Origin of the sequence: Streptomyces sp. NPDC005262, assembly GCF_042872425.1 — a bacterium.
GTDB lineage: Bacteria > Actinomycetota > Actinomycetes > Streptomycetales > Streptomycetaceae > Streptomyces.
This window is the reverse complement of record NZ_JBIAKK010000015.1, coordinates 33,399-59,666: the sequence shown is the minus strand read 5'-3', so window position 1 is coordinate 59,666 and position 26,268 is coordinate 33,399. Positions and strand designations below refer to the sequence as shown.

Genomic DNA, 26,268 nt, shown 5'->3' with positions numbered 1-26,268 from the left:
GCCGCTCAGGGCCGCGGCGACCGCTGGCAGCGCGGGCAGAAGTAGCTGGAGCGGTTCATCCACGGACGGCGGCGCATCGGCGTACCGCAGCGGTGGCAGGGCTCGCCCTCACGCCCGTAGGCGTCGAGCGACCGGTCGAAGTAGCCCGACTCGCCGTTCACATTGACGTAGAGGCTGTCGAAGCTGGTGCCGCCCTGGTCGAGCGCCGCGTTCATCACGTCGCGGACATGCCCGAGCAGCTCGGCCGACCTGGGCCGGGTCAGCGTCGCGGTGGGCCGGTCGTAGTGCAGCTTGGTGCGCCAGAGCGCCTCGTCCGCGTAGATGTTGCCGACGCCGCTGATCAGCGACTGGTCGAGCAGGGCGCGCTTGACCGTCGTACGGCGCAGCCGCAGTACGTTGTGGAACGCGGCGTCGTCGAACGCCGGGTCCAGGGGGTCGCGGGCGATGTGCGCGATGGTGTCGGGCAGCCCGTCAGGGGTGTTCTCGTGGAGCGAGAGCCCACCGAAGGTCCGCTGATCGACGAAGCGCAGCTCGGTGCCGAGGGTGTCGTCGAAGCGGATCCGGATCCGCAGGTGCTTCTCGTCGGGGGCGTCCTGCGGCTGTACGAGCAGCTGGCCGCTCATGCCGAGGTGGCCGAGGAGAGAGGAGGACACCTCGTCCAGCGGCACCCAGAGGTACTTGCCGCGGCGCATGGCCCTGCCGAAGCGGCTGCCGCTGAGCCGCGCCGCGAAGTCCGTGGAGCCCGCGATGTGACGGCGGACCGCGCGCGGGTGCAGGACCTCGACGTCGGTGACCGTGCGGCCGGTGATCCAGCGATCGAGACCGCGCCGTACGACTTCGACCTCGGGCAGCTCGGGCACGGTTCAGCTCCTTCAGATCCTTCGTAACAAGGTTACGTATCTGTCTTTGATTCCGGACACGGAAAACCCCTCGGTGCACAAGGCACCGAGGGGTCGACGCGTCAGGCCGGAGCGACGTCCGTGGACGGCGACGGGTCGGCAGGGGTGTCGGCGGCCCCTCCGTCGGCGGCGGCGGCCTTGGCCGCAGCTTCCCGTTCCTCCGCGGCGGCGCTGATCTCGCGCCAGGCGGACTCGGCCGCCTGCTGCTCCGCTTCCTTCTTGCTACGGCCGGTGCCGGTGCCGTACGAGACACCACCGACGCGAGCAGCAGCAGTAAAGGTCTTCTCGTGATCCGGGCCGGTCTCCGTGACGAGGTACTCGGGGACTCCGAGGCTCTCGCTCGCGGTGAGTTCCTGGAGACTGGTCTTCCAGTCCAGGCCGGCGCCGAGGTTGGAGGACCTGTCGATCAGCGGGTCGAAGAGCCGGTGGACCAGCTCCGAGGCCGCGCTGAGGCCCTGGTCGAGATAGACCGCGCCGATCACCGCTTCAAGGGTGTCGGCGAGGATGGACGCCTTGTCCCTGCCACCCGTGCCCTCTTCGCCCCGGCCGAGCCGGATGAAGGAGCCGAGTTCGAGGCCGCGGCCCACCTCAGCAAGTGCACGCGAGTTGACCACCGCGGCCCGCAACTTGGCCAGCTGGCCTTCGGGCAGGTCGGGGTGGGTGCGGTACAGCGTGTCCGTGACCACCAGGCCGAGCACCGAATCCCCGAGGAATTCGAGCCGCTCGTTGGTGGGCAGACCGCCGTTCTCGTATGCGTACGAGCGATGGGTCAGCGCACGCACCAGAAGGGCGGACTCGAGGTGATACCCGAGCCGCCCTTCCAGAAGCGTGTGGGACGAGGCTGTGTTGACGTTGTCTGCCTGCTTCTTGGCGTGGGACAACTCAGACATCGGGCCTCTCACCAGCCGCTCAGACCTCGAGGACCTGGCGCTTGTTGTACGTGCCGCAGCTCGGGCACGCGATGTGCTGCAGCTTCGGCTCCTGGCAACGCTCGCACGAAACCAGGGTGGGGACCGCAGCCTTCCACTGCGACCGGCGGTGGCGCGTGTTGCTGCGCGACATCTTCCGCTTCGGAACAGCCACGGCTACTTCTCCTGCTTCTCGTCGACGCCCGCTTCGGCGCCGCCCATGTTGTCCTTCTCGCCGTCCGAAACGGTCTCGGCGAGTCCTTGCAATGCCGCCCAACGAATGTCGACGGCATCGTGGTGGTGACCGGGGTTCTCGTCCAGCCTGATTCCGCATTCGGAACACAGACCGGCACAGGACTCCCGGCACACCGGCTGCATCGGCAGTGCGAGCACCACCGCATCGCGCAGCACTGGCTCGAGGTCGAACAGACCGTCCTCGATGAAGAGCCTGTCCTCGTCGTCCTCGGCGTCGTCGGCCGGTTCCGCTTTGATGCGGCCCCGGTCATCGGCGTCAGGGTACGAGAACATCTCCTGGAAGTCCGCCGCAACCTCTTGGCGCAGCGGCTCCAGACACCTTACGCACTCCCCCTCGGCCGATGCACGGGCGGTGCCTGTGACAAGCACCCCTTCCATGACCGATTCGAGGCGGAGGTCCAGTTCCACGGTTGCGCCCTCCGGCACACCGATGACCCCGTCGATACCGAGGTCCCTGGGGGCGTCCACCGAGCGGGTCAGCCGCAGGAGGGCACCCGGACGCCGACCCAGCTCGTGCGTATCGAACACGAGGGGGTTTCGGTGGTCGAGGTGGCCGTTCAGGGCTTTTCCTGCTTTCGAAATCGTATGCATGGCGCATCGCGCACCGTGGGAGGGGCCGACCGGTTCGGAGTCGAAGCGGGCAGCCTGGATCGCAGTCATACGCGCGACCGAAGAACCAGGATACTGGACGCGTCACCCTGCTCCCAATCGGGTCCGATTCCGGACCCGAACCGGGCGGAATCGGTCAGCGCTCCTGCTCGTACCGGCGAAGCTGGTCGAGGTCGATCATGCTGGTGTCGAACAGGCTGGTCTCGTCGAGGGCGCTCTCGCCCTGCTGGTGAAGCCCCTGCTGCGGGAGGGGCTGGTGCTGCCAGCTGTCGTACCCCTGCGTCTGGCCCTGGTCGTAGCCCTGTGTCTGGCCCTGGTCGTAGCCCTGAGCCTGCAGCGGCGCGTGCCCCTGGTCGTAGCCCTGCTGCTGATAGGCGGCGTACGGGTCGGGCTGCTGCTGATAGCCGTACATGTCCTGCTGGGGCTGCTCCTGGTACGCGTACGTCTCCGCGTAGCTCGGCTGGGCCTGCGCCGGGAAGTGCGGCTGGACCTGCTGGGGCACCGGCTGCGGCTCCGGGGTGGCGAGCTCGGCGAGACCGGCCCAGTGGTCCTCGTCGCTGGTGTGGCCCTGGCTGCCCGCGGCGTCCTGGGCTGCCATGTGCGCGCCGAGCTCGTCGGTGGCGACCCGGCCGTGCAGCTTCTGCCGGCCGCGGCCGACCGCCTCCAGGGTCTTGGCCAGCACGGCCTCGAAGGCGCCGAGCTTGGTGTCGACGTATTCGTCGGCGCGGCGCTGCAGCGTCGCCGGGTCGGTGCTGCGCTCCGGGGCCTCGGCGAAGTCCGGGTCCTCGTACCCCTGCTCGTCGAAGGCCTGACCGCGGCCGAGGAGCTTCTCCCGGCCACGGTCGACGGAGCCGATCGTCTTGGTGAGGACGACCTCGAAGTTGGCGAGCTTGCTGTCGACGTACTCGTCGGCCTCGGCGCGGACCTCGTCGGCCTCCCGGCGGGCCTCGTCGAGGATGCGGTCCGCCTCGGACTGGGACTGCCGGGCGATCTCGGTGTCGGAGACCAGTGAGCCGCGCTGGGCGTGGGCGGACTCGATGATCCGCTCGGCCTCCTGGCGGGCCTGCTCGACCAGCTGCTCCCGGCCGCCGAGGAGCTCCTGGGCGTGGGCGAGCGAGCCGGGGAGGGCCTCACGTACCTCTTCGAGCATCGCGAGCAGTTCGGCGCGGTTGACCACGCACGACGCCGACATGGGCATGGACCGGGCGTTCCCGACCGCTTCGACGATCTCGTCGAGCTTCTTCTGCACGTCCACCGTGTGCTCGCCACTCTCTACTGCTGATTGGAGACGGACGGGACGACTGTACGGCCAGTCGGCGCCCGTCCGACACCTGGTGACGGGCTGTCAGTGGTTCACCCCTGGGCGAGCCGGTCCACGAGGGCCCGGTGGACCAGCGGCGGCAGCAGGTGCGAGACGTCGCCGCCCCAGGTCGCGACCTCCTTGACCAGGGAGGACGACAGGAAGCTGTACGTCGGGTTGGTCGGCACGAAGAGCGTTTCGACGCCGGAGAGGCCGTTGTTCATCTGGGCCATCTGCAGCTCGTAGTCGAAGTCGCTGACGGCCCGCAGGCCCTTCACGATGGCCGGGATGTCGCGCTGCTTGCAGAAGTCGACCAGGAGGCCGTGGAAGGACTCGACCTGGACGTTGCCGAAGTCCGCGGTGACCTGACGGATCAGCTCGATCCGCTCGTCGACCGTGAACAGGCCCTTCTTGGACTGATTGATCATCACCGCGACATGTACGACGTCGTACAGCTTCGAGGCGCGACCAATGATGTCGAGGTGTCCATTGGTGATGGGGTCGAACGACCCCGGACAGACGGCGCGGCGCAACTTGAGTCCCTCGCTCTCCGGTGCGGTCATCGTGCGTCTTCGCACGTAGAGGCGGCGCGACCGTACCAAAGCGTTCCCTCGCCGTAGCGACGGGCCCGCAGTGGCTCGAATCCCTTGGGCCAGTTGAATTCTCCGCCTCTGGTGCTCCGTTCCACGGTGACGAGGGCATCGTCCGTGAGCCAGCCCTGGGCACGGAGTGTGAGCAGTATCTCGCCAAGATCGTCGTCGGTGACGACGTACGGCGGGTCCAGGAAGACCACGTCGTACGGGTCCGCGGGCACCGGTCCTGTCACGATCTGTTCGGCTTTGCCGGTACGGACTTCGGCACCGGGCAGACCGAGCGTCCGGACGTTGTCCCGCACTGTGCGGGCGGCCCTGGCGTCTGCCTCGACGAGCAGGGCGTGGACCGCGCCGCGGGAGAGCGCTTCGAGGCCGACGGCCCCGGATCCCGCGTACAGATCCGCGATACGGATGCCCTCCAGAGTGCCGAGGAGCGCCTCCCAGGTGGAGAAGAGGCCCTCGCGTGCGCGGTCGGAGGTGGGGCGGGTGCCGGTGCCGGGCGGGACGGCCAGGCGGCGTCCGCCGGCCGAGCCGGCGATCACGCGGGTCATGGGTGTCTGAATCCTCGGGTCGGGGTGGCCCGCCGGGGTGGGGCGGGCGCCGTGCGTCCCACGATATGGCTTCGGGCCCGTTCGGGCCCGGGGGCCCCTGCAGACACCTGGATCTCCCCCGTGTCCTCACCCGTTGTCGTGCGTCCTGTGACCGGCTGCCGACTCCCCCTGTGTTCAGCCCCTGTGCTCAGCCCTTGTCGAGGTACTCCTCGCGCTCCTTGTCGAGCAGCGCGTCCAGGGCGGTGCGCAGCTCGGGCAGGTCCGTCAGCTCCGGGTCGGCGGCGACGACGGCGACGGCCTCCTCGCGGGCGGCGGCGATGACCTCCTCGTCGTCGATGACGGTGAGCATCCGCAGGGACGAGCGGACACCGGACTGGGCCTGGCCGAGGACATCGCCCTCACGGCGCTGTTCGAGGTCGATCCGGGACAGTTCGAAACCGTCGAGGGTGGCGGCGACGGAGGACAGACGGGCCCGGGCGGGGCTCGCCTCGTGCGCCTCGCTGACCAGCAGGCACAGGCCGGCGGCGGAGCCACGGCCGACGCGGCCGCGCAGCTGGTGGAGCTGGGAGACGCCGAACCGGTCGGCGTCCATGATCACCATCGCGGTGGCGTTGGGAACGTTCACCCCGACCTCGATGACGGTCGTCGCGACGAGTACGTCGACCCGGCCCGCGGCGAAGCGGCGCATCACGTCGTCCTTGTCGTCGGGGTTCATCCTGCCGTGCAGTACCGCGACGCGCAGTCCGGCGAGAGCGCCCTTGGTGAGCTGCTCGGCGATCTCCAGCACGGCGAGCGGCGGGCGCTTGTCACCGTCGTCCTCGGGCGGCTGCTTCTTGCCCTTCTTCTTCTCGGTCTCGTCGTCGGCGTCGTCACCGATCCGGGGGCATACGACATACGCCTGATGGCCGTTCTCGACCTCCTCGCGGACCCGCTCCCAGGCGCGGGTGAGGAAGTGCGGCTTGTCCTTGGCGGGGACGACATGGCTGGCGATCGGCGAGCGGCCGGCCGGCAGCTGGTCCAGCACGGACGTCTCCAGGTCACCGAAGACGGTCATGGCGACCGTACGGGGAATGGGTGTGGCGGTCATGACCAGCAGGTGCGGTGGTTGCTTGCCCTTGGACCGCAGGGCGTCGCGCTGCTCGACACCGAAGCGGTGCTGCTCGTCGACGACGACCAGTCCCAGGTCATGGAACTGCACCTTGTCCTCGATCAGCGCATGTGTGCCGATCACGATCCCGGCTTCGCCGGTGACCAGGTCCAGCAGCGCCTGACGGCGGGCCGCCGTGCCCATGGAACCGGTGAGCAGTACCACCTTCGTACCGAGGTCGGAGCCGCCCAGCATCCCTCCTTCGGCCAGCTCGCCCATCATCTCCGTGATGGACCGGTGGTGCTGCTGGGCCAGCACCTCGGTGGGGGCGAGCATCGCGGCCTGTCCACCGGCGTCGACGACGGCGAGCATGGCGCGCAGCGCGACCAGCGTCTTCCCGGAACCGACCTCGCCCTGCAGCAGCCGGTGCATCGGATGCTCGGTCGCCAGGTCGTCGAAGACCTCTTTGGAGACCTTCTCCTGGCCCTCGGTGAGGGTGAACGGCAGCTTGGCGTCGAAGGCGTCGAGCAGTCCGCCGTGGGCAGGGATCCGCGCCACCGCGGGAAGCTGGGTGTCGGCGTACCGGCGGCGGGCGAGCGCGACCTGGAGGACGAACGCCTCGTCCCACTTCAGCCGGTCCCTGGCGTCGGCGATGTCCGCCTTGGTCTGCGGACGGTGGATCTTCAGCAGCGCCTCGGGCAGCGGGGTGAAGCCACGCCCCTCGCGCAGCGACGACGGCAGCGGGTCGACGGCGTCCCGGGCGCTGGGCAGCACGGTGTCGACGGCCTTGGCGATCCGCCAGGAGTCGAGCTGCTTGCAGGCCGGATAGATGGGCAGCAGCTTCCCGGCGAAGGCGTCCACCGCCTCCGTGGCCTCGTCGGCGTCCGTGGCGTCGAGCAGCTGGTAGGTGGGGTGGGCGAGCTGCATCTTCCGGTTGAAGACGGAGACCTTGCCCGCGAACATCGCCCGGCGTCCGGGCAGCAGCTCCTTGTGCGGCTTGTGCACGCCGTGGCCGAAGAAGACCAGCTGGAGCCGGCCGCTGCCGTCGGTGAGGGTCACCTCCAGGCGCTTGCCCCTGCCGTTGTTGAACATCATGATCCGGGCGTCGGCGACCTGGGCGACGACGGTCACATGTTCGTCCAGCGGGAGGTCGGCCAGCGCGGTCAGCTTGCCGCGCTCCTCGTAGCGCCGCGGGTAGTGGTGCAGCAGATCACCGACCGTGTGCAGGTCGAGGTGTTCGGCCATCACCTTCGCGGTGGCACCGCCGAGCAGCTTCTTGAGGGGTTCGTCGAACGCAGACACGCGATCCATTGCACACCACCCCACTGACAGAAGTCGCCCGCATCACCGCAATCGCCTGGTCACAAACGTCTTCGCGCCCCTGGGACCGGTCCCCCGCTCCTCACCCGCGATCACCGCCACGCGATCGCCCGGACCGCGCCGTCGCCCTGCACCCGGCCGGCCGGCCCACTGTCCGCCGGACCGGCGGTGTGCTGGTCTGCCCGGCCCGGACCCTCGATCAGGCGCCCGGGCTGTGGGCGGAACTCGCCGACACCCTCCGCCGGACCGGCGCCACCGATCGGGACGAGGCCTCACGGGCGGCGCCGCCCCTATCCGCCCTACTCCACCCCGACCAGCAGCGGCGTTCCCTGTCCACCGCCCCGGTACACCACCGTGTCCACCGCCAGATAGCCCTCCCGCACATGCTCCTCCAGGGCGTCGGCCAAGGCATCGGGTACGTCCTCGCCCAGTACCAGGGTGACGAGTTCGCCGCCCGCCGCCAGCATCCGGTCGATCACCGCCCGGGCCGTGCCGGGCACGTCCTCGCCGATGACCGCCACATCACCTTCGATCAGGCCCAGGATGTCGCCGGCCTGGCAGATGCCCGCCATGGTCCAGGACTGCCGTTCGGCGACGGCCAGTTCGCCGTAGCGGGTGGCACCGGCCGCCGCGGTCATCGCCACCACGTCCTCGTCGAAGCTGCGGTCCGGTTCGTGGACGGCGAGCGCGGCGATGCCCTGGACGGCGGCCCGGGTCGGGATGAGGGCGACCCGGATGCCCTCGGTACGGGCCTGCTCGGCGGCGGCCGCCGCCGTGTGGCGCAGATCGGCGTCGTTCGGCAGGAGAACCACCTCGCGGGCGTGCGCGCGGCGGATCGCGTCGACCAGTTCGCCGCTGGCCGGCGGCTCCCCGGGCCGGGCGAGCACGGTGGTCGCACCGGCTTCCGAGCAGAGGCCGGAGAGCCCGGGGCCGGGCACCACGACGACGACACCGCGCTGCGCGGGTTCCACGTGGTGCGGGTGGACCCGGTCTGCGCCGAAGTGGGTGATCCGGATCCGGTACGGCCGGCCGGCCTCGACCCCGGCCTCCACCGCCGCACCCGCGTCGTCGACATGGACGTGGACGTTCCACAGCCCGTCCCCGCCGACCACCACGAGCGAGTCACCGAGCCCGTCGAGCCGGGTCCGCAGCCGGTCTACCGCGTCGTCCCCGGCCTCCAGCAGATAGATCACCTCGAAGGCTGGGCCGTCCTGCGCTCCGCCCGCCACGCAGTCCTCGGCCGCGGCAGTGGTCACGGGGGCGATGTCGGGGGCCACCCAGACGCCGTGTTCGGGTGTCTCCCCGGAGACCGCTTCGACGAGCGCCTCGAGGACGGTCACCAGGCCCCGTCCTCCGGCGTCCACGACACCCGCCCGACCGAGGACGGCCAGCTGTCCGGGGGTCTCGTCCAGCGCCGTGCGCGCCCCCTCGTACGCCGCCTGCACGACCGCCTGCGCACTCGGGTCGCCCGCCGTGCGCCCGGCGGCCTCGGCGGCGGCGGTGGCCACCGTCAGCACGGTCCCCTCGACGGGGTGGGCGACGGCCTGCCTGGCTGCGGTCGCGGCCCGGTTCAGCGCGAGCCGCAGATGGTCCGCGTCGTGCCCGTCGGCCAGCACCCCCGCCATGCCGCGCAGCAGCTGCGCCAGGATCGTGCCCGAGTTCCCGCGGGCGCCGATCAGCGCCCCGTGCGCCATGGCCCGTACGGCATCGGCGAGGCCGGGCACGGACGCGCCGGTCTCGTGCGCGGCGAAGACCGCTTCGACGGCTCCTGCCGCGGACTCCACCGTCAGGTAGAGGTTGGTCCCGGTGTCCCCGTCCGCGACGGGATACACATTGATCGCGTCGATCGCCGCACGCTCCCGCCCCAGTGCCTCCAGGGCGAGTGAGCACCACGTACGCACCGCGACGGCGTCCATGTCGTCGGCGGTCTGCGGCACGTGGTGTTCCTCCTGGAGAGCGGCCGTGGGCGGCTGGCTGAACCGCAGAGTAGTCCGGCCCGGTGGGCCCGGCAGGGCCAGGGGCGGGGCGGACGGCGGCGAAACCCATGGTAGTTTCGTTCTACCGACGCAGCCGTTGTATGCTGCTTCGGTTGCCCGATGAGAGTCGGGCCATTCCTCCGGCACCGCCACTTCAGTCAAATGATTCCGGCGCGCCGGAATTCACTGTAAGTGCATCTGAAGTCTTTGGAGTGACCCGTGGCTGCCAACTGCGACGTCTGCGGCAAGGGGCCGGGCTTCGGCAACAACATTTCGCACTCGCACCGCCGTACGTCCCGTCGCTGGAATCCCAACATCCAGCGCGTGCGTGCCGTGGTCGGTCGGACGCCGAAGCGGCTCAACGTCTGCACCTCGTGCATCAAGGCCGGCAAGGTCGCGCGCTGACGTTCCCGTCGTAGCGCAGCCTTCCGGTTGCCCAAAAAGCCGGTCCACCTCGGTGGACCGGCTTTTTGCTGTGCGCTGGGCTCCTACAGCCGCCACCCGTGGTCGACGGGGCCGATGCCGGCGCCCAGCGGGAAGCCTGCCGCGATCGCCCCGGTGACGTACTCCTTCGCTGCCCGTACCGCCGTCGGTACGTCCTGCCCCCGGGCCAGCCCGCAGGCGATCGCGGAGGCCAGGGTGCAGCCCGTGCCATGGGTGTGCCGGTTGTCGTGCCGGGGGGCACGCAGCCAGTGCTCCTCGGTGCCGTCCGTGAGCAGGTCGACCGGATCGCCGGGCAGATGCCCGCCCTTGATGACGACCCAGCGCGGTCCGTATCCGAGGATCTCCCCGGCGGCCCGCCGCATTCCGGACTCGTCCGTGACGGTCACTCCGGTGAGCTGTGCCACCTCGTCCAGGTTGGGGGTCGCCACCGTCGCGACCGGCAGGAGCTTCTGCCGTACGGAATCGAGGGCCTCGGCGGCCAGCAGCGGATCGCCGTGTTTGGAGACCCCGACCGGGTCGACGACGACCGGGGCGTCGGTCGCCGCGAGAAGTGCGGCGACGGTCTCCACGAGTGCGGCCGATGCCAGCATGCCGGTCTTCACCGCCTGGACCCCGATGTCGTCGACGACGCTGCGGTACTGGGCCCGGACAGCCTCCACAGGCAGCTCCCAAGCGCCCTGGACACCCAGCGAATTCTGCGCCGTCACCGCGGTGATCACGCTCATGCCGTGCACGCCGTGCGCCAGCATCGTCTTCAGATCGGCCTGAATGCCCGCACCGCCGCCGGAATCGGATCCGGCGACGGTGAGTACACGAGGTGGTACGAGTGGTGCGGCGGGGGATGCGGATATGGGCATACCCCGAAATCTACTCCGGGCGCCGGAACTGCCGGGCGCCTCCTAGGGGGCGTCCTCGATGCCACCGAAGTGGTCCCAGCCGCCCTTGCTGGTCCAGGGCGCCCCGTCGACCGTCACCTGGGGCAGCGCCGACGGGTTGAGTACCTCGCCGATCACCTTCCAGCGGGCGGGCAGCTTCACGTCCGCCGGGAACGTGGCGACGATCGCGTGGTCCTCTCCACCGGTGAGCACCCACTGCAGCGGATCGACACCGACCGCCTGGCCGATGTCGGACATCTGCGAGGGGATGTCGATGAGACCGGAGCGCAGATCGATCCGGACCTTGCTGGCCTCGGCGATGTGCCCGAGATCGGCCACGAGCCCGTCGCTGACGTCCGTCATGGCGGTGGCGCCGAGCCCGGCGGCCGCGGGGCCCGCGTGGTACGGCGGTTCGGGGCGCCGGTGGGCCTCGACGAACGCGCGCGGCGACCGGAAACCACGGGAGAGCACGGCGTACCCGGCGGCGGACCAGCCGAGCCAGCCGGTGACGGCGACGACGTCGCCGGGGCGGGCACCGGCCCGGGTGACCGGTTCGTGGTTGCGCAGATCGCCGAGTGCGGTGATCGCGACGGTGATGGTCTCCCCGCCGACCACGTCACCGCCGACCACGGCCGCCCCCGCGACCTGGCACTCGTCACGGATGCCGTCCATCAGCTCGCCCGCCCAGGTGACCGGGAGTTCGGCGGGGACGACCAGGCCGAGCAGCAGCGCGGTGGGCACGGCGCCCATGGCTGCGATGTCGGCGAGATTCTGCGCGGCGGCCTTGCGTCCGACGTCGTACGCCGTCGACCAGTCGCGGCGGAAGTGCCGTCCCTCCAACAGGATGTCGGTACTGGCCACGACCCTGCGGTCGGGAGCGGCCACGACCGCGGCGTCGTCGCCGGGTCCGAGCCGCACCGCCGGGGTGGTGGTGAGGCGGGAAGTGAGCTCCCTGATGAGCCCGAACTCCCCCAACTCGCCCACGGTTCCCTTCACCGAGTCTCACCTCTCATCTATCGCGCCGGACGGGCGTCCGGCCTGGATCGGCGGCCGGGGGCCGGGACCGTGGCCCGGCCGTCGGATGCAGTCTGCTCCGGTCGTCGCCGGCATGCCTGTCCCCCATCCGGACCGCTGCACTTGCGGTCGCGAGCCGTCACTGCTGTCGGTACTGTCAAGAGATACGTCAACCGCTGCCATCCGTACGCCACGCGGTGGGACGTCATCCGGCCCGCGGGTCTCCCCGCGGCCCGTGGCAACGCGATACCGTGGCGTCTCTTTCCCCCACATGATCCTCGTGGCCGCCCTGGAGGTTCCGTGGTACAGGCGTACATCCTTATTCAGACCGAGGTGGGCAAGGCGTCGACCGTCGCCGAGACCATCACGAAAATCCCGGGAGTGATCCAGGCAGAGGACGTCACCGGCCCCTACGACGTGATTGTGCGCGCGCAGGCCGACACAGTCGATGAACTCGGACGCATGGTGGTCGCCAAGGTCCAGCAGGTGGAAGGCATCACGAGAACCTTGACCTGCCCGGTCGTCCATCTGTAGTCCCCTTATACGCTGGGCCGGTGACGTCCATCCGCCCCCGGCTTCGCCGCCCCTTGTTCCTCGGCCCGTCCGCTGCCGTTCTGCTGCTGGCCGCGGCGGGCTGCTCAACCACGGACACCCATGCGTCGATCACGGTTCCCACCCCGACGCCGGAAGCCGCAGCCTACTGCCGTGCACTGCACAAGGAGCTGCCGAAGTCCGTCGCCGGACAGGAGCGCAACGACCCCGGGCCGAAGTCGGAACTGACCGCCGGCTGGGGGGACGGGGCGATCGTACTGCGCTGCGGCGTCGAGCGGCCCGCAAAGATGGACGATCCGATGGCGAAGGGGGCCGAGGCGGACGGCGTCAACTGGCTGCTGGAGCAGCCGGAGGACGCCGGTCCGCGCTTCACCACCACTTATCGCAAGGCGTATGTCGAGGTGTCGCTCTCGACGGCGTACTCCCATGACATCAGCCCGCTGGCGGCGTTCGCCGCAGCCGTCAAGAAGACGGTCCCCAGCAGCATCTAGAGAGTGTCCGCGCAGTCCGGCCCGGCGCCTGTGCGCACATCCGGCCCGGTGCTTCTCAGCGCAGGCCGGTCGGGCGGGTCAACGCCGCCTGGATCAGCCGGTCCACCAGCTCCTGGTAGCTCACGCCGCTCTCCTGCCACATCCGCGGGTACATGGAGATCGGGGTGAAGCCCGGCAGCGTATTGATCTCGTTGATCACGAAGCTGCCGTCCTCGGTGAGGAAGAAGTCGGCGCGCACCAGGCCCTCGCAGGACGCCGCCTCGAAGGCTTCGACCGCGAGCCGCTGGACCTCGGCCGTCTGCTCCTCGGTCAGCGGGGCGGGCACGATCCCGGACGCCGAGTCGATGTACTTGGCCTCGAAATCGTAGAAGTCGTGCGCGGTGACCGGCGGGATCTCGGCGGGCACGCTGGCACGCGGTCCGTCCTCGAACTCCAGCACCCCGCACTCGATCTCGCGGCCCCGCAGCAGCGACTCGACCAGGAACTTGGGGTCGTGGCGGCGGGCTTCCTCGATCGCCTCGTCGAGGCCGGAGAGGTCGTCGACCTTGGTGATGCCGATGGACGAACCTGCCCGGGCGGGCTTGATGAAGAGCGGCCAGCCGTGCTCACCGGCGAAGTCCACGATGCGCTTGCGGGCACCGGAGCGGTCGTTGTCCCACTCGCGGGGGCGGATCACGACGTACGGACCGACGGGCAGCCCGAACGAGGTGAACACCCGCTTCATGTACTCCTTGTCCTGGCCGACCGCCGAGGCGAGCACACCGGCGCCCACGTACGGCACCCCGGACAGCTCCAGGAGCCCCTGGAGGGTGCCGTCCTCACCGTACGGGCCGTGCAGGACGGGGAAGACGACGTCGACCTCACCGAGCGCCTTCGGGACCGAGCCGGGCTCGCTGTAGACCACCTCGCGGCTGCCGGGGTCGACGGAGAGGACCACGCCGCCCTCGCTGGACTCGGCCAGTTGTGCCACGTCCGGCATCTTCCGGTCGGTGATGGCCATCCGCTCGGGCTCGTCGGCGGTGAGCGCCCAGCGGCCGTCCGTCGTGATGCCGATCGGCAGGACGTCGTACTTCGTCCGGTCGATGGCGTTCAGGACGGCACCTGCGGTGACGACCGAAATGCCGTGTTCGGAGCTGCGGCCGCCGAACACGACGGCCACACGCGGCTTGCGGAGCTGCTGCTCCGGGCTCTGGGGGAGGTTCTCGCTGCTCATATCGCGTTGAGCGTACCTGCTGGTACGAGTCACGTCAGCGTCCCCGGGGCCGACCCGCGTGGAGCCGCCACTCAGTGGCGCTCGGCCTTCGCGCTGCGCGACATCAGCTCGCCCAGAGCGACCATCGGCGGCTTGCCCTCGTGGACGATGGAGACGACCGTCTCCGTGATGGGCATGTCGATCCCGTGCCGGCGGGCCAGATCGCGCACCGATTCACAGGACTTGACGCCCTCGGCGGTCTGCTTGGTGACGGCGATGGTCTCTTCCAGGGTCATGCCGCGGCCGAGGTTGGTGCCGAAGGTGTGGTTGCGCGACAGCGGCGAGGAGCAGGTCGCCACCAGGTCGCCCAGGCCCGCGAGTCCGGAGAACGTCAGCGGGTCGGCGCCCATGGCGAGGCCGAGCCGGGTGGTCTCGGCGAGGCCACGGGTGATGAGCGAGCCCTTGGCGTTGTCGCCGAGGCCCATCCCGTCGGCGATGCCTACGGCGAGCCCGATGACGTTCTTGACCGCGCCGCCGAGTTCGGCCCCGACCACATCGGTGATGGTGTACGGGCGGAAGTACGGGGTGTGACAGGCGGCCTGGAGGCGACGGGCCACCGACTCGTCCCGGCAGGCGACGACGGCCGCGGCAGGACGGCGTTCGGCGATCTCCTTGGCGAGGTTGGGGCCGGTGACGACGGCGATGCGGTCCGCGCCGACCTTGGTGACGTCCTCGATGACCTCGCTCATCCGCTCGGCGGTGCCGAGTTCGACCCCCTTCATCAGCGAGACGAGGACGGTGTCCGGTCCGAGGTGCGGGGCCCATTCGGCGAGGTTGGCGCGCAGCGTCTGCGACGGCACAGCGAGCACGGCGAAGTCGGCACCGCGCAGCGCCTCCGTGGCGTCGGTGGTGGCCCTGATGGACTCGGGGAGTTCAATTCCCGGCAGATAGTCGGGGTTGGTACGGGTCGTGTTGATCGCCTCGACGGCCTCGGCACGGCGTCCCCAGAGAGTGACCTCGCCACCGGCGTCGGCGAGGACCATGCCGAAGGCCGTACCCCATGAGCCGGTTCCGAAGACGGCTGCTTTTACGGGGTGCGTCACTTGGGTCCCTTCCCTTCGGCCTTGCGCCGCTGTTCGGCACGCGCCTTGCGGTGGTCGTAGAGCTCGGCGGGGGCCTTCTCGCCGCGTACGACTTCGAGCTGGGCGGTGACCGCGGCCATGATGACCTCGGTCGCCTCACGCAGGACCTCGGGCGTCGGCTCCTTGTCGTAGAACCGGGAGAGGTCGACGGGCGGACCGGCCTGCACCTGGAGTGTCTTGCGGGGGAAGAGCCGGAGCTTCTGCTCCTTGGCGTACGGCGGCATCGCGAGGTTGGCGCCCCACTGCGCGACGGGGATGACCGGGGCCTTCGTCATCAACGCGACGCGGGCGGCACCGGTCTTGCCTGCCATCGGCCACATGTCGGGGTCGCGGGTGAGGGTGCCCTCCGGGTAGAAGGCGACGCACTCGCCGCGCTCGATGGCGTCGACGGCGGCCCGGAAAGCGTCCAACGCATTGGTCGTCTCGCGGTACACGGGGATCTGTCCGGTGCCACGCAGCATCATTCCGACAAAGGGGGTCTTGAAGAGGCCCGCCTTGGCGAGAAGCCGCGGCACCCGGCCGGTGTTGTACTGGAAGTGACCGTAGGAAAGCGGGTCCAGATACGAGTTGTGGTTGACCGCAGTGATGAATCCACCGTCGGCCGGGATGTGTTCCATGCCCCGCCAGTCACGCTTGAACAGAACCACCAGCGGCGGTTTTGCGATGACCGCCGCCAGGCGGTACCAGAAGCCGATTCTGCGGCGGGACACTCGGACACCTTCCTCTACGGACCTGACGTGCTGCCTGACTGTGGGCGGCCAATTGTGACCCCAGGCCCCTGCTCTGTCGAGAACACGGTACGCCCCGCCTCCGGGACCGACCCTCCGGGTTGTCGCACCGGCAGGCGAGAATGAGCGGCGATATGCATCGAGGGGGAGATCGCCACGAACACCGACCCGACCGGCCTGTGGTCCCTGGTCGTCCCGTTGAAGCCGCTGGCGCAAGGCAAGAGCAGGCTGACACGGGCGGCCGGCGTCCTGCTGCGCCCCCGGCTCGCCCTGGCCTTCGCCCAGGACACCGTGGCTGCCGCGCTCTCGTGCCGGGCCGTACGGGATGTGGTGGTCGTCACGGACGACCCTGTGGCCGCGGCGGCGCTGGCGGCGCTCGGGGCACGCACCGTGCCCGACGAACCGGCCGCCGGGCTCAACGCCGCACTCGTCCACGGCGAGCGGGCGGTGCGCGGCCGGCGGCCCGCCGCGGCGGTCGCGGCGCTGAACGCGGATCTGCCCGCACTGCGCCCCGGGGAATTGGCCCGGGTCCTCGATTTCGCAGCCGAATTTCCTCGCGCATTTGTCACGGATGCGACGGGAATCGGCACGACATTTCTTTCGGCTTCATCCGGGGTGGAATTGCGTCCGGCTTTCGGCGGCCGATCCAGGGCCCGGCACCTTTCCTCCGGCGCGGTGGAAATCACGTCGGCCGGTATCGATTCGGTCCGCCAGGACGTGGACACCGGCGACGATCTGCGGGCGGCCGTGCGCCTCGGGGTGGGCCCGTACACGGCGGACCGCTGGGCCGCGGGCGTGCCCGCGCGGGACCGATAGGCTGCCGTTCATGCAGGCGACCTCGTACACGTACGACCCCGAGACCCGCACCGGCAGTGTGCTGCTCGACGACGGCACCCCGGTGGAATTCGACGCCCCGGCCTTCGACGCGGGCGGCCTGCGGCTGCTGCGCCCCGGGCAGCGGGTGCGAATCGAGGTCGCGGGCGAGGGTGCGGACCGGCGGATCACCCTGGTGACACTGCAGACGTTCTGAAGGGCCCCTGGGCCCTCTCCCGGCAGCGGGCCGGGCGCCGAACAGCCCGCGGGCCGGGCTCCCCGTGGGGAGCCCGGCCCGGCGCGTGTGAGTAGCCCTGCGCTGCTCGGTCTCACTTCTTTCGCGCGACGGCCTTCTTGGCCGTGGTCTTGCGCGCCGTGGTCTTCTTCGCGGGCGCCTTCTTCGCCGTGGCCTTCTTGGCGGGCGCGGTCTTGCTGGCGACGGTCTTCTTGACGGCCGTGGTCTTCTTCGCCGCCGCGGCCGTGGTCTTCTTCGCCGGCGTGGCCTTCTTGGCCGCCGCGGTGGTCTTCTTCGCCGTGGTCTTCTTCGCGGCGGTGGTCTTCGCCGCCGTCACGGCCTTCTTGGCGGTGGCCTTCTTCGCCGTGGCCTTCTTGGCGGTGGCCTTCTTGGCGGCGGCCTTCGTGGTCGTACGGGTGGAAGCACCGCCCGAGAGGCTGCCCTTGGGCGCCTTCTTCACGGCCACATCGTGCTTGGGGAGCTTCTTCGAGCCGCTCACCAGGTCCTTGAAGCCCTGTCCCGCGCGGAAGCGGGGCACCGAGGTCTTCTTGACCCGTACGCGCTCACCCGTCTGCGGGTTGCGGGCGTAGCGAGCCGGGCGGTCGACCTTCTCGAACGAGCCGAAGCCGGTGACCGAGACACGGTCCCCGGCGACAACGGCACGGACGATCGCGTCGAGTACCGCGTCGACAGCGTCTGCGGCCTGCTGGCGGCCGCCGACCTTGTCGGCAATCGCTTCTACGAGCTGCGCCTTGTTCACGTCTTCCCCTTCGGAGACATTGCCAGAACGAAAGTGTTCAAGCGTTTTCGCACGTTAGGCAGATATATACCGCAAATCAAACACGAAACGGGCTAATCACCCTAGTGCCGCAACGAAGTCGACCGCTGCGCAGTTCCGCAGAGTCAGTCACCTTCGGGGAATCGGCCCTCGTCGAGGTCCTTCATCAACCGGTCCAGACGCCTTGCCGCATCCGGTAGATCGTGCTTCGCCGCGGCCGTGACGACCAACAGCTTCCGGGACAGCGCCATCCTTACGCCCTCCGGGACTTGCAGTGCGCGCACTCTTGCGTGCGCTTCCTTCAATTGGTCGGCGACTTGGCCGTAAAGCTTGAGTTGGCTGTCGCGTTCCATGCACCGATTGTGCCATCTGGGGCGAGTTGTCGCCCGACGGGGTCTCAACAAGCGACTGCGCCCTCTACCAGAAGGCAGAGGGCGCAGTACTGGAAACGCGCTGCTCAGACGTTAATTGTACGCGGCTTGAAGGTCGGCCTTGCCGCCTCATAAGTCGCGATGTCCGCTTCGTTCTGAAGGGTGAGGCTGATGTCGTCCAGCCCGTTCAGCAGTCGCCAGCGGGCGTTCTCGTCGAGCTCGAAGTCGGCGGTGATGCCCTCGGCGCGGACCTGGCGCTCCTGCAGGTCGACGGTGATCTCGGCCTTCGGGTCGGCCTCGGTCAGCTCCCAGAGCGCGTCGACCACCTTCTGGTCGAGCACGACGGTCAGCAGGCCGTTCTTCAGCGAGTTGCCGCGGAAGATGTCGGCGAACCGGGAGGAGATGACGGCCTTGAAACCGTAGTTCTGCAGGGCCCAGACAGCGTGTTCGCGGGACGAGCCGGTACCGAAGTCGGGACCTGCCACCAGGACCGTGGCGCCGTCCCGCTCGGGGCGGTTGAGGACGAAGTCCCCGTCCTTGCGCCAGGCCTCGAAGAGTCCGTCCTCGAAGCCGTCGCGGGTGACCTTCTTCAGCCAGTGCGCGGGGATGATCTGGTCGGTGTCGACGTTGCTGCGGCGCAGCGGGACGGCCCGGCCGGTGTGTGCGGTGAAAGCTTCCATGATTCTCAGACTCCGGCGGACGTACGGGCGTCGGACAGGTCGGCCGGCGAGGCCAGGTGGCCCAGCACGGCGGTGGCGGCGGCGACCTGCGGGGAGACCAGGTGAGTACGGCCGCCCTTGCCCTGCCGGCCCTCGAAGTTACGGTTCGAGGTCGAGGCTGAGCGCTCGCCGGGGGCCAGCTGGTCGGGGTTCATACCGAGACACATCGAGCAACCCGCGTGCCGCCATTCGGCGCCGGCCGCGGTGAAGACCTTGTCCAGGCCCTCCTCGACAGCCTGCAGGGCGACCCGGACCGAACCGGGGACGACCAGCATCCGTACGCCGTCGGCGACTTTGCGGCCGTCCAGGATCGAGGCCGCGTTACGCAGGTCCTCGATGCGGCCGTTGGTGCAGGAGCCTACGAAGACGGTGTCGACGCCGATCTCGCGCAGCGGCTGCCCGGCGGTCAACCCCATGTATTCCAGGGCCTTTTCGGCGGCGTTCCGCTCCGAGACGTCCTCGTACGAAGCGGGGTCGGGGACGTTCGCCGACAGGGGCGCGCCCTGACCGGGGTTGGTGCCCCAGGTGACGAACGGGGCCAGTTCCGCGGCGTCGATGACGACCTCGGCGTCGAAGACCGCGTCCTCGTCCGTGCGCAGCGTCCTCCAGTACGCGACAGCGGCGTCCCAGTCCTCGCCCTGCGGGGCGTGGTCGCGGCCCTTCAGGTAGTCGAACGTGGTCTCGTCCGGGGCGATCATGCCGGCCCGGGCGCCCGCCTCGATCGACATGTTGCAGATGGTCATCCGGGCTTCCATCGAGAGCTTCTCGATGGCGGAGCCGCGGTATTCGAGGATGTAGCCCTGGCCTCCGCCGGTGCCGATCCGGGCGATGATCGCGAGGATCAGGTCCTTGGCGGTCACGTCGTCGGGCAGTTCGCCGTCGATGGTGATCGCCATGGTCTTCGGACGGGCCAGCGGCAGCGTCTGGGTGGCGAGCACGTGCTCGACCTGGCTGGTGCCGATTCCGAACGCCAGCGCGCCGAACGCGCCGTGCGTGGAGGTGTGGGAGTCGCCGCAGACGACCGTGGTGCCGGGCTGGGTCAGGCCCAGCTGCGGGCCGACCACGTGCACGACACCCTGCTCGACGTCGCCCAGCGGGTGCAGCCGTACGCCGAACTCCGCGCAGTTCTTGCGCAGCGTCTCCAACTGGGCGCGGGAGACCGGGTCGGCGATGGGCTTGTCGATGTCGAGGGTCGGGGTGTTGTGATCCTCGGTGGCGATGGTGAGGTCGAGGCGCCGCACCCGGCGTCCGGCCTGACGGAGGCCGTCGAAGGCCTGCGGGCTGGTCACCTCGTGCAGCAGGTGCAGATCGATGAAGAGGAGGTCGGGCTCACCTTCGGCGCGCCGGACGACATGGTCGTCCCAGACCTTCTCCGCGAGTGTCCTACCCATCGCTTTCCCTCCGGCCGGCGTCTTCGCCGGCCCAACTAGAGATTCGGTGCGCCGCCGTCCGGACCCCCGTGCGGGGCGGTGGCTTCGGGCCCTTGTATGGCCGCACCTACAGGTTCGCAACTTCTGCCGAAAATTGAACTTGCGTTTCACAGAGTGAGACGCGAGTATCGTCGTATGGACAACTCTAGCGGCGTCGGCGTTCTCGACAAGGCAGCTCTGGTATTGAGCGCCCTGGAGTCCGGTCCGGCCACCCTCGCCGGGCTGGTCGCGGCGACCGGGCTCGCACGACCCACGGCACATCGACTGGCCGTGGCACTGGAACACCACCGGATGGTGGCGAGGGACATGCAGGGCCGTTTCATCCTCGGCCCACGGCTGGCGGAGCTCGCGGCCGCGGCCGGCGAGGACCGTCTGCTGGCGACGGCCGGCCCGGTTCTCACACACCTGCGCGACATCACCGGCGAGAGCGCGCAGCTCTACCGTAGGCAGGGCGACATGCGGATCTGCGTGGCGGCCGCGGAGCGGCTGTCCGGACTGCGGGACACGGTGCCGGTGGGCTCCACGCTCACCATGAAGGCCGGCTCGTCGGCCCAGATCCTGATGGCCTGGGAGGAGCCGGAGCGCCTGCACCGCGGCCTCCAGGGCGCCCGCTTCACGGCGACGGCGCTCTCCGGTGTCCGGCGGCGCGGCTGGGCCCAGTCGATCGGCGAGCGGGAACCGGGTGTCGCCTCGGTCTCGGCGCCGGTGCGCGGCCCGTCGAACCGGGTGGTCGCCGCCGTCTCGGTCTCCGGACCGATCGAGCGGCTGACCCGTCACCCGGGCCGGATGCACGCACAGGCGGTCATCGACTCGGCCGCGCGGCTGAGCGAGGCCCTGCGCCGCAACGGCTGACGTACTCGTTCTCCCTCTGGTCCGAAAGGCCGCCCCAGCGTCGTGGCGGCCCCGCTCAGCCCTTCCGCTCCGTGGCCGAGCGATGCGCGAGACGATCCGCCGCGCGACGGCCCCGCCCCTCGACGGGCAGCACGCCGGTCACCGCAGCCAGTCCGTACGGCGGCATGTCGGCGTAGATCGATTCGTACGACCCCTCGGCTGCGATGTACGTCTCGTGCCACAGCCCCACGTGCTGCCTGGACTTCTTCTCCTTACGGTTCATCATCGCCCAGGCCTTGCGGTGGAACATGTCGGGAGCGCTCGCATACGCGTACAGCTTCTCCTTCGACTCCCAGTACTGGACGACGTAGTACGTCCTCGGCGACCCGGTCAGCAGCGTGTGACCGAGCAGCCCGCGGCTCCTGTCCCGGCTCAACTCCCGCAGCATGCGCGGCATTGCGAGGAGAACCGGCAGCCAGTGGTGCACGCCCCAGAAGTGGTTGATGCGCATCCCGATGAGCAGCACGACCACCTCTCCCTCAGCGGCCGCGGTCGTCCGCCCCGGTATCGGCTTCGCGAACATGCAGTGCCCCCTGTCTCGTGGCGACTATTGGAGAGTGCCACTATCCAATGATTGGATAGTGGCACTGCCCAAGGGGTGGCGCAAGGGAAGGCCCGGACATGCGACTGTCGGAACTGAGCAAGCAGAGCGGCGTCACGACCACGACGATCAAGTACTACCTGCGTGAGGGGCTGCTGCCGCCCGGTGAACGCGTCAGCGCGACCCAGGCCGAGTACGACGAGAGCCATCTGCGCCGGCTCCGTCTGGTACGGGCGCTGATCCAGGTCGGCAGCCTGCCGGTGGCAACAGCCCGCGAGGTACTGGCACATGTCGACGACGAGTCCCTCGGCCGGACGATCCGTCTCGGCGCGGCACTGTGGTCCCTGCCGCACGGCCCCGAGCCGGACGAGGAAGCCCCGGAGACGGCCGTGGCGCGCCACGAGGTCGACCGGCTTCTCGACCGGCTCGGCTGGGCGTTCGTCCAGGAACTCGGCTCACTGGACCCCGTGCACCGCGCACTGGTCGCGTCCATGGCCACCCTCATCCGGCTCGGCTACCCCTGTGACATCGAGTACTTGGCGGAGCAGGCCCGCCTCATGGAGCAAGTGGCCGTCCACGACCTGGACATGATGGAGTCCTATCCGGCGGGCGCGGAGCAGGTGGAGATGGCGGTCGCCTCGGCGGTGCTCTACGAGCCGCTGCTGCTGGCGCTGCGCAGGCTGGCCCAGGAGGAGGAGTCGGCCCGACGGTACGGCCTCTGAACACGGCGGGCCCCGGCCCGCAACGGGCCCCGGACATACGACCAAGGGCCCTTCACCGAAGTGAAGGGCCCTTGGTCTTCTGCTCTGTTGTACCCCCGACCGGATTCGAACCGGCGCTACTGCCGTGAGAGGGCAGCGTGCTAGGCCGCTACACAACGGGGGCGCGACACTGCGCTGGGCTACCAGGACTCGAACCTGGAATGACGGTACCAGAAACCGTAGTGTTGCCAATTACACCATAGCCCATGGTGTTACAAGTACCCCCGACCGGATTCGAACCGGCGCTACTGCCGTGAGAGGGCAGCGTGCTAGGCCGCTACACAACGGGGGCCCTAGCGATCCTGCATCGAAATCGATGGGTGCGACCCAAATGATCTCGCGGGAAGGATCTGTACCCCCGACCGGATTCGAACCGGCGCTACTGCCGTGAGAGGGCAGCGTGCTAGGCCGCTACACAACGGGGGCGTGTTTTACAGATGAAGCTCTGCGCTGGGCTACCAGGACTCGAACCTAGAATGACGGTACCAGAAACCGTAGTGTTGCCAATTACACCATAGCCCACCAAAACTCAACCCCCAGAGGGGATTTTGTTCGGCTTGCGCCTCCCGACCGGATCTTTCGGCCCGCTCGGGCGGCGCAGGAAGAACATTACCTGAAGGTGTCCGGCGCTCCAAAACGGGTATTGCCCGCCAACAGCCCGGGTAGCTGATCAAGGCCGGTGATCCGGACCAGCTCGGGCCGTCCGCCACGCCCGTCCCTGTCCAGCCAGACCCCCTTCAGCCCGGCCGCCACGGCCCCACCGGCGTCGATGTCCGGGTGGTCGCCGACGTACACGACGTCCTGCGGCGCCAGCCCGAGCGCGTCGCAGGCGGCGTGGAACGCTCCGGGCTCGGGCTTGGAGATGCCGAGCTCCACCGCGCACACCACCACCTCGAAGCGGTCCCGCACGCCGAGGGTGCGCAGTTTGCGGTCCTGGTTGACGATGCTGGAATTCGACAGGACGGCGTGCCGGTAGCGGTCGGCCAGCAGGTCCAGAGCGGGCACCGCGTCCGGGAAGAGCGCCCAGGCCGCCTCGTAGTGGACGACGTGCCGGCCGAACCATTCGTCGGCCTCCGCGTCCGTCAGCCAGCGCCCGAGGAACGCCCGGACCCGCTCCCGGCGCTGCCCCTGGAAGTCGGTCTCCCCGGCGGCGAGACGCTCCCACTGGACATCGGTGATGGCCCGCCACGCAGTGAGGGCCTGCTCGACGGACGCGTATCCGGCGGGCAGGCCCTCGCTCGCCAGATGCTTGCGCATGCCGACACGGTCGGCGCCCGTGTAGTCGAAGATCGTGTCGTCGATGTCCCAGAGCACGGCTCGGATCGGCATGAGGCCACGCTACCGCTCAGCCGGGGTGGGGCCACGCGGAAGGGGGCGGCCACCGGCTGAAACCGGCGACCGCCCCCTTCGGGCGTACGGGAGCGCTTACGCGGCCAGTTTGGCCAGTGCCGCGTCGATCCGGGCGAGCGTCTTCTCGCGCCCCAGGATCTCAAGGGACTCGAAGAGCGGCAGACCGATCGTGCGGCCTGTGACGGCGACGCGGACAGGGGCCTGGGCCTTGCCGAGCTTCAGACCGTGCTCCTCACCGGCGGCGAGGATGGCGTTCTTCAGCGCCTCGGCGTTCCACTCGGCGTCGGCCAACTTCGCGCGGGCGGTGACGAGCAGGGCGTCGGAACCCTCCTTCATCGCCTTGGCCCAGGACGCCTCGTCCTCGACCGGCTCGTCGAGGAAGAGGAAGTCGACGTTGGCCGTGATGTCCGAGAGGACGGTGACACGTGTCTGGGCGTAGGGGGCGATGGCCTCGAACCGGGCGGCGTCGAAGGCCTCCGGGGCCCACGGGGCGAACGGAGCCTTCAGCCAGGGACCGCACGACTCGGTGAAGGTCTTCACGTCGAGCATGCGGATGTGCTCGGCATTGATGTGCTCGCACTTCTTCAGGTCGAAGCGCGCCGGGTTGGCGTTGACGTCCTTGATGTCGAACGCCGCCACCATCTCCTCGATGGAGAAGATGTCGCGGTCCTCGGCGATCGACCAGCCCAGCAGGGAGAGGTAGTTGAGCAGTCCCTGGGGGAGGAAGCCGCGCTCGCGGTAGAGGTTGAGCGAGGCCTGCGGGTCACGCTTGGAGAGCTTCTTGTTGCCCTCGCCCATGACGTACGGCAGGTGCCCGAAGACAGGGGTCGCCTTGGCGATGCCCAGCTCGATGAGTGCCTTGTAGAGGGCGATCTGACGCGGGGTGGAGGAGAGCAGGTCCTCGCCGCGCAGGACGTGGGTGATCTCCATCAGCGCGTCGTCGACCGGGTTGACCAGCGTGTAGAGCGGGGCGCCGTTGGCCCGGACGATGCCGTAGTCCGGCACGTTGTCCGGCTGGAAGGTCAACTCGCCGCGGACCAGGTCCGTGAAGGTGAGCGCCTCGTCGGGCATCCGGAAACGGACGATGGACGTCCGGCCCTCGGCCTCGTACGCGGCGGTCTGCTCGGCTGTCAGGTCGCGGCAGTGGCCGTCGTAGCCGGACGGCTTGCCGGCCGCGCGGGCGGCTTCGCGGCGGGTGTCGAGCTCCTCGGTGGTGCAGTAGCAGTGGTACGCATAGCCGCCGGCGAGAAGCTTCTCGGCGACGTCCTTGTAGATGTCCATGCGCTGCGACTGCCGGTACGGGGCGTGCGGGCCGCCGACCTCGGGGCCCTCGTCCCAGTCGAAACCGAGCCAGCGCATCGAGTCGAGCAGCTGGTCGTACGACTCCTCGGAGTCGCGGGCCGCGTCGGTGTCCTCGATCCGGAAGACCAGGGTGCCGCCGTGGTGCCGGGCGAAGGCCCAGTTGAAGAGGGCGGTGCGGACCAGGCCCACGTGCGGGTTGCCGGTCGGGGAGGGACAGAAACGTACGCGGGGGGGTACCCCCTGCTCGAGCGAAGTCGAGAGCTTGGGGGAGTTCGTGTTAGCCACGCTTGATCACCTTGTTGGTGAGAGTGCCGATGCCTTCGATGGAGACGGCGACCTCGTCGCCGACATGCAGGGGTCCGACCCCTGCCGGAGTGCCGGTGAGGATCACATCGCCCGGGAGCAGCGTCATCGCCTCCGTGATGTGGACCACCAGGTCCTCGATGGAGCGGATCATTTCGCTCGTACGGCCCAGTTGACGTTGCTCGCCGTTGACCGTCGCCTGAATGGTGAGGTCGGTGGGGTCGAGGTCGGTCTCCACCCAGGGGCCGAGCGGACAGGACGTGTCGAATCCCTTGGCCCGGGCCCACTGCTTCTCGCGCTTCTGGGCATCGCGGGCGGTGACGTCGTTGGCGCAGGTGTAGCCGAAGATGACGTCCTTGACGCGCTCACGCGGCACTTCACGGCACAACCGGCCGATGACCACGGCCAGCTCGGCCTCGTAGTGCACTTCGTTGGAGAAGGCGGGGTACTCGATGGCGTCCCCGGAGCCGATCACCGACGTGGTGGGCTTGAAGAAGGCGACCGGTACCTCCGGGACCTCATTGCCGAGTTCTGCGGCGTGCTCCGCGTAGTTGCGGCCGATGGCCACGACCTTGTTGGGGAGCACGGGCGGCAGCAGCCGGACCTTGCTCAGCGGGACCTTGGTGCCGGAGAGCTCGAAGTCGGCGTACGGGATGCCCTTGATGATGTCGAGGACGAGGTCACCGGAGTCGACGGTGCCGTCGCCCTCGACCGCGCCGAAGGCGACATTGCCGTCGATGGAGAACCTGGCGATGCGCACGGGATGCTGTCGCCCCTCACTTGCTGGCTGACTGAAGACTGACGCCCCAGGCTAACGCGGGTGAGGGGGACAATCGCG

29 protein-coding genes and 5 tRNA genes are annotated in these 26,268 nt (G+C 69.4%); 7 read left to right on the top strand and 27 right to left on the bottom strand.

All coding sequences use genetic code 11. From position 1 onward, the window contains the following. Window positions 1–5 precede the first annotated feature (5 nt). The 9 genes from mutM to ACFYP5_RS29540 all read right to left on the bottom strand — a co-directional run bounded on the left by mutM (window position 6) and on the right by ACFYP5_RS29540 (window position 9,459). On the bottom strand, window positions 6–860 hold the full coding sequence (gene mutM / locus ACFYP5_RS29580; RefSeq protein WP_389041696.1) for a bifunctional DNA-formamidopyrimidine glycosylase/DNA-(apurinic or apyrimidinic site) lyase: 855 nt from the start codon (window positions 858–860) through the stop codon (window positions 6–8). 101 nt (window positions 861–961) lie between these two features. After that, window positions 962–1,789, bottom strand: a complete 828-nt coding sequence (gene rnc / locus ACFYP5_RS29575; RefSeq protein WP_371795230.1) for a ribonuclease III — start codon at window positions 1,787–1,789, stop codon at window positions 962–964. 19 nt (window positions 1,790–1,808) lie between these two features. After that, window positions 1,809–1,982: a 50S ribosomal protein L32 gene (gene rpmF / locus ACFYP5_RS29570; RefSeq protein ID WP_003965982.1), complete on the bottom strand. Its 174-nt coding sequence runs from the start codon at window positions 1,980–1,982 to the stop codon at window positions 1,809–1,811. Between the two features lie 2 nt (window positions 1,983–1,984). Then, on the bottom strand, window positions 1,985–2,653 hold the full coding sequence (locus tag ACFYP5_RS29565) for a YceD family protein (RefSeq protein WP_389041694.1): 669 nt from the start codon (window positions 2,651–2,653) through the stop codon (window positions 1,985–1,987). Between the two features lie 154 nt (window positions 2,654–2,807). Continuing rightward, complete coding sequence (locus tag ACFYP5_RS29560) at window positions 2,808–3,926, bottom strand: cell division initiation protein (RefSeq protein ID WP_389041692.1); 1,119 nt, start codon at window positions 3,924–3,926, stop codon at window positions 2,808–2,810. A 98-nt stretch (window positions 3,927–4,024) separates the two neighbouring features. After that, on the bottom strand, window positions 4,025–4,504 hold the full coding sequence (gene coaD / locus ACFYP5_RS29555) for a pantetheine-phosphate adenylyltransferase (protein ID WP_389041898.1): 480 nt from the start codon (window positions 4,502–4,504) through the stop codon (window positions 4,025–4,027). Between the two features lie 26 nt (window positions 4,505–4,530). After that, window positions 4,531–5,115 (bottom strand): 16S rRNA (guanine(966)-N(2))-methyltransferase RsmD, encoded by a 585-nt coding sequence (rsmD, locus tag ACFYP5_RS29550; RefSeq protein ID WP_389041690.1) that lies wholly within the window; start codon window positions 5,113–5,115, stop codon window positions 4,531–4,533. Between the two features lie 187 nt (window positions 5,116–5,302). Beyond that, entirely contained in the window at window positions 5,303–7,513 is a 2,211-nt protein-coding gene (recG, locus tag ACFYP5_RS29545; protein WP_389041688.1) for an ATP-dependent DNA helicase RecG, read from the bottom strand. Window positions 7,514–7,821: 308 nt separating this feature from the next. Next, window positions 7,822–9,459 (bottom strand): DAK2 domain-containing protein, encoded by a 1,638-nt coding sequence (locus ACFYP5_RS29540; protein WP_389041686.1) that lies wholly within the window; start codon window positions 9,457–9,459, stop codon window positions 7,822–7,824. Window positions 9,460–9,717: 258 nt separating this feature from the next. Between ACFYP5_RS29540 and rpmB the strand changes: the two genes are divergently transcribed. Continuing rightward, a complete protein-coding gene (rpmB, locus tag ACFYP5_RS29535) occupies window positions 9,718–9,903 on the top strand; it encodes a 50S ribosomal protein L28 (RefSeq protein ID WP_030928661.1) in 186 nt (61 codons plus the stop codon). Window positions 9,904–9,986: 83 nt separating this feature from the next. Here rpmB and thiD read toward each other — a convergent pair whose 3' ends face one another. Together thiD and ACFYP5_RS29525 are read right to left on the bottom strand one after the other, a co-directional pair. Continuing rightward, a complete protein-coding gene (thiD, locus tag ACFYP5_RS29530; protein ID WP_389041685.1) occupies window positions 9,987–10,799 on the bottom strand; it encodes a bifunctional hydroxymethylpyrimidine kinase/phosphomethylpyrimidine kinase in 813 nt (270 codons plus the stop codon). Window positions 10,800–10,841: 42 nt separating this feature from the next. Continuing rightward, entirely contained in the window at window positions 10,842–11,813 is a 972-nt protein-coding gene (locus ACFYP5_RS29525) for a thiamine-phosphate kinase (protein ID WP_389041683.1), read from the bottom strand. A 318-nt stretch (window positions 11,814–12,131) separates the two neighbouring features. Between ACFYP5_RS29525 and ACFYP5_RS29520 the strand changes: the two genes are divergently transcribed. Beyond that, window positions 12,132–12,365 (top strand): Lrp/AsnC family transcriptional regulator, encoded by a 234-nt coding sequence (locus tag ACFYP5_RS29520; protein ID WP_030928667.1) that lies wholly within the window; start codon window positions 12,132–12,134, stop codon window positions 12,363–12,365. A 20-nt stretch (window positions 12,366–12,385) separates the two neighbouring features. Further along, the gene (locus ACFYP5_RS29515) at window positions 12,386–12,874 is read left to right on the top strand and encodes a DUF3515 domain-containing protein (RefSeq protein ID WP_389041681.1); all 489 of its coding nucleotides are present in this window, start codon (window positions 12,386–12,388) and stop codon (window positions 12,872–12,874) included. A 55-nt stretch (window positions 12,875–12,929) separates the two neighbouring features. Here ACFYP5_RS29515 and ACFYP5_RS29510 read toward each other — a convergent pair whose 3' ends face one another. From ACFYP5_RS29510 to ACFYP5_RS29500, 3 genes are all read right to left on the bottom strand, one after another. Further along, window positions 12,930–14,087, bottom strand: a complete 1,158-nt coding sequence (locus ACFYP5_RS29510; protein WP_326605950.1) for a D-alanine--D-alanine ligase family protein — start codon at window positions 14,085–14,087, stop codon at window positions 12,930–12,932. 71 nt (window positions 14,088–14,158) lie between these two features. Further along, window positions 14,159–15,169, bottom strand: coding sequence for an NAD(P)H-dependent glycerol-3-phosphate dehydrogenase (locus ACFYP5_RS29505; RefSeq protein WP_389041678.1), 1,011 nt, complete (start codon window positions 15,167–15,169; stop codon window positions 14,159–14,161). Beyond that, window positions 15,166–15,918: a lysophospholipid acyltransferase family protein gene (locus ACFYP5_RS29500; RefSeq protein WP_389041676.1), complete on the bottom strand. Its 753-nt coding sequence runs from the start codon at window positions 15,916–15,918 to the stop codon at window positions 15,166–15,168. The genes ACFYP5_RS29505 and ACFYP5_RS29500 overlap by 4 nt, the downstream gene beginning before the upstream one ends. A gap of 150 nt (window positions 15,919–16,068) precedes the next feature. Here ACFYP5_RS29500 and cofC point away from each other — a divergent pair, with 150 nt between their 5' ends. Next, a complete protein-coding gene (cofC, locus tag ACFYP5_RS29495; protein WP_389041897.1) occupies window positions 16,069–16,752 on the top strand; it encodes a 2-phospho-L-lactate guanylyltransferase in 684 nt (227 codons plus the stop codon). Between the two features lie 10 nt (window positions 16,753–16,762). Beyond that, window positions 16,763–16,966: a hypothetical protein gene (locus ACFYP5_RS29490; protein ID WP_030928676.1), complete on the top strand. Its 204-nt coding sequence runs from the start codon at window positions 16,763–16,765 to the stop codon at window positions 16,964–16,966. Between the two features lie 112 nt (window positions 16,967–17,078). Here the strand turns inward: ACFYP5_RS29490 and ACFYP5_RS29485 are convergent, their stop codons facing one another. The 4 genes from ACFYP5_RS29485 to leuC all read right to left on the bottom strand — a co-directional run bounded on the left by ACFYP5_RS29485 (window position 17,079) and on the right by leuC (window position 20,243). Continuing rightward, window positions 17,079–17,744, bottom strand: a complete 666-nt coding sequence (locus ACFYP5_RS29485) for an HU family DNA-binding protein (protein ID WP_313939364.1) — start codon at window positions 17,742–17,744, stop codon at window positions 17,079–17,081. A 143-nt stretch (window positions 17,745–17,887) separates the two neighbouring features. Further along, a complete protein-coding gene (locus tag ACFYP5_RS29480; protein WP_030978727.1) occupies window positions 17,888–18,115 on the bottom strand; it encodes a hypothetical protein in 228 nt (75 codons plus the stop codon). 104 nt (window positions 18,116–18,219) lie between these two features. Continuing rightward, complete coding sequence (gene leuD, locus ACFYP5_RS29475) at window positions 18,220–18,813, bottom strand: 3-isopropylmalate dehydratase small subunit (RefSeq protein WP_389041674.1); 594 nt, start codon at window positions 18,811–18,813, stop codon at window positions 18,220–18,222. Between the two features lie 5 nt (window positions 18,814–18,818). Beyond that, complete coding sequence (gene leuC / locus ACFYP5_RS29470) at window positions 18,819–20,243, bottom strand: 3-isopropylmalate dehydratase large subunit (protein WP_389041672.1); 1,425 nt, start codon at window positions 20,241–20,243, stop codon at window positions 18,819–18,821. A 174-nt stretch (window positions 20,244–20,417) separates the two neighbouring features. On the opposite strand from leuC, the gene ndgR reads away from it, so the two are divergent. Beyond that, window positions 20,418–21,134, top strand: coding sequence for an IclR family transcriptional regulator NdgR (gene ndgR / locus ACFYP5_RS29465; protein ID WP_030928691.1), 717 nt, complete (start codon window positions 20,418–20,420; stop codon window positions 21,132–21,134). Window positions 21,135–21,189: 55 nt separating this feature from the next. Here ndgR and ACFYP5_RS29460 read toward each other — a convergent pair whose 3' ends face one another. Continuing rightward, window positions 21,190–21,696, bottom strand: a complete 507-nt coding sequence (locus ACFYP5_RS29460) for a DUF4188 domain-containing protein (protein ID WP_389041671.1) — start codon at window positions 21,694–21,696, stop codon at window positions 21,190–21,192. Window positions 21,697–21,794: 98 nt separating this feature from the next. On the opposite strand from ACFYP5_RS29460, the gene ACFYP5_RS29455 reads away from it, so the two are divergent. Beyond that, window positions 21,795–22,436 (top strand): MerR family transcriptional regulator, encoded by a 642-nt coding sequence (locus ACFYP5_RS29455; RefSeq protein ID WP_389041669.1) that lies wholly within the window; start codon window positions 21,795–21,797, stop codon window positions 22,434–22,436. Window positions 22,437–22,526: 90 nt separating this feature from the next. Here ACFYP5_RS29455 and ACFYP5_RS29450 read toward each other — a convergent pair. The 8 genes from ACFYP5_RS29450 to ACFYP5_RS29415 all read right to left on the bottom strand — a co-directional run bounded on the left by ACFYP5_RS29450 (window position 22,527) and on the right by ACFYP5_RS29415 (window position 26,190). Further along, a tRNA-Glu gene (locus ACFYP5_RS29450) sits at window positions 22,527–22,599 on the bottom strand. Window positions 22,600–22,610: 11 nt separating this feature from the next. Further along, window positions 22,611–22,682, bottom strand: a tRNA-Gln gene (locus ACFYP5_RS29445). A gap of 12 nt (window positions 22,683–22,694) precedes the next feature. Further along, window positions 22,695–22,767 (bottom strand) — tRNA-Glu (locus ACFYP5_RS29440). A 61-nt stretch (window positions 22,768–22,828) separates the two neighbouring features. Then, window positions 22,829–22,901, bottom strand: a tRNA-Glu gene (locus tag ACFYP5_RS29435). A 24-nt stretch (window positions 22,902–22,925) separates the two neighbouring features. After that, window positions 22,926–22,997: transfer RNA gene (locus tag ACFYP5_RS29430), tRNA-Gln, on the bottom strand. An 87-nt stretch (window positions 22,998–23,084) separates the two neighbouring features. After that, a complete protein-coding gene (locus tag ACFYP5_RS29425) occupies window positions 23,085–23,804 on the bottom strand; it encodes an HAD family hydrolase (protein WP_389041667.1) in 720 nt (239 codons plus the stop codon). Between the two features lie 96 nt (window positions 23,805–23,900). Then, the gene (gene gltX, locus ACFYP5_RS29420) at window positions 23,901–25,412 is read right to left on the bottom strand and encodes a glutamate--tRNA ligase (RefSeq protein WP_389041665.1); all 1,512 of its coding nucleotides are present in this window, start codon (window positions 25,410–25,412) and stop codon (window positions 23,901–23,903) included. Further along, the gene (locus ACFYP5_RS29415; RefSeq protein WP_389041663.1) at window positions 25,405–26,190 is read right to left on the bottom strand and encodes a fumarylacetoacetate hydrolase family protein; all 786 of its coding nucleotides are present in this window, start codon (window positions 26,188–26,190) and stop codon (window positions 25,405–25,407) included. The genes gltX and ACFYP5_RS29415 overlap by 8 nt, the downstream gene beginning before the upstream one ends. Window positions 26,191–26,268: the final 78 nt, after the last annotated feature.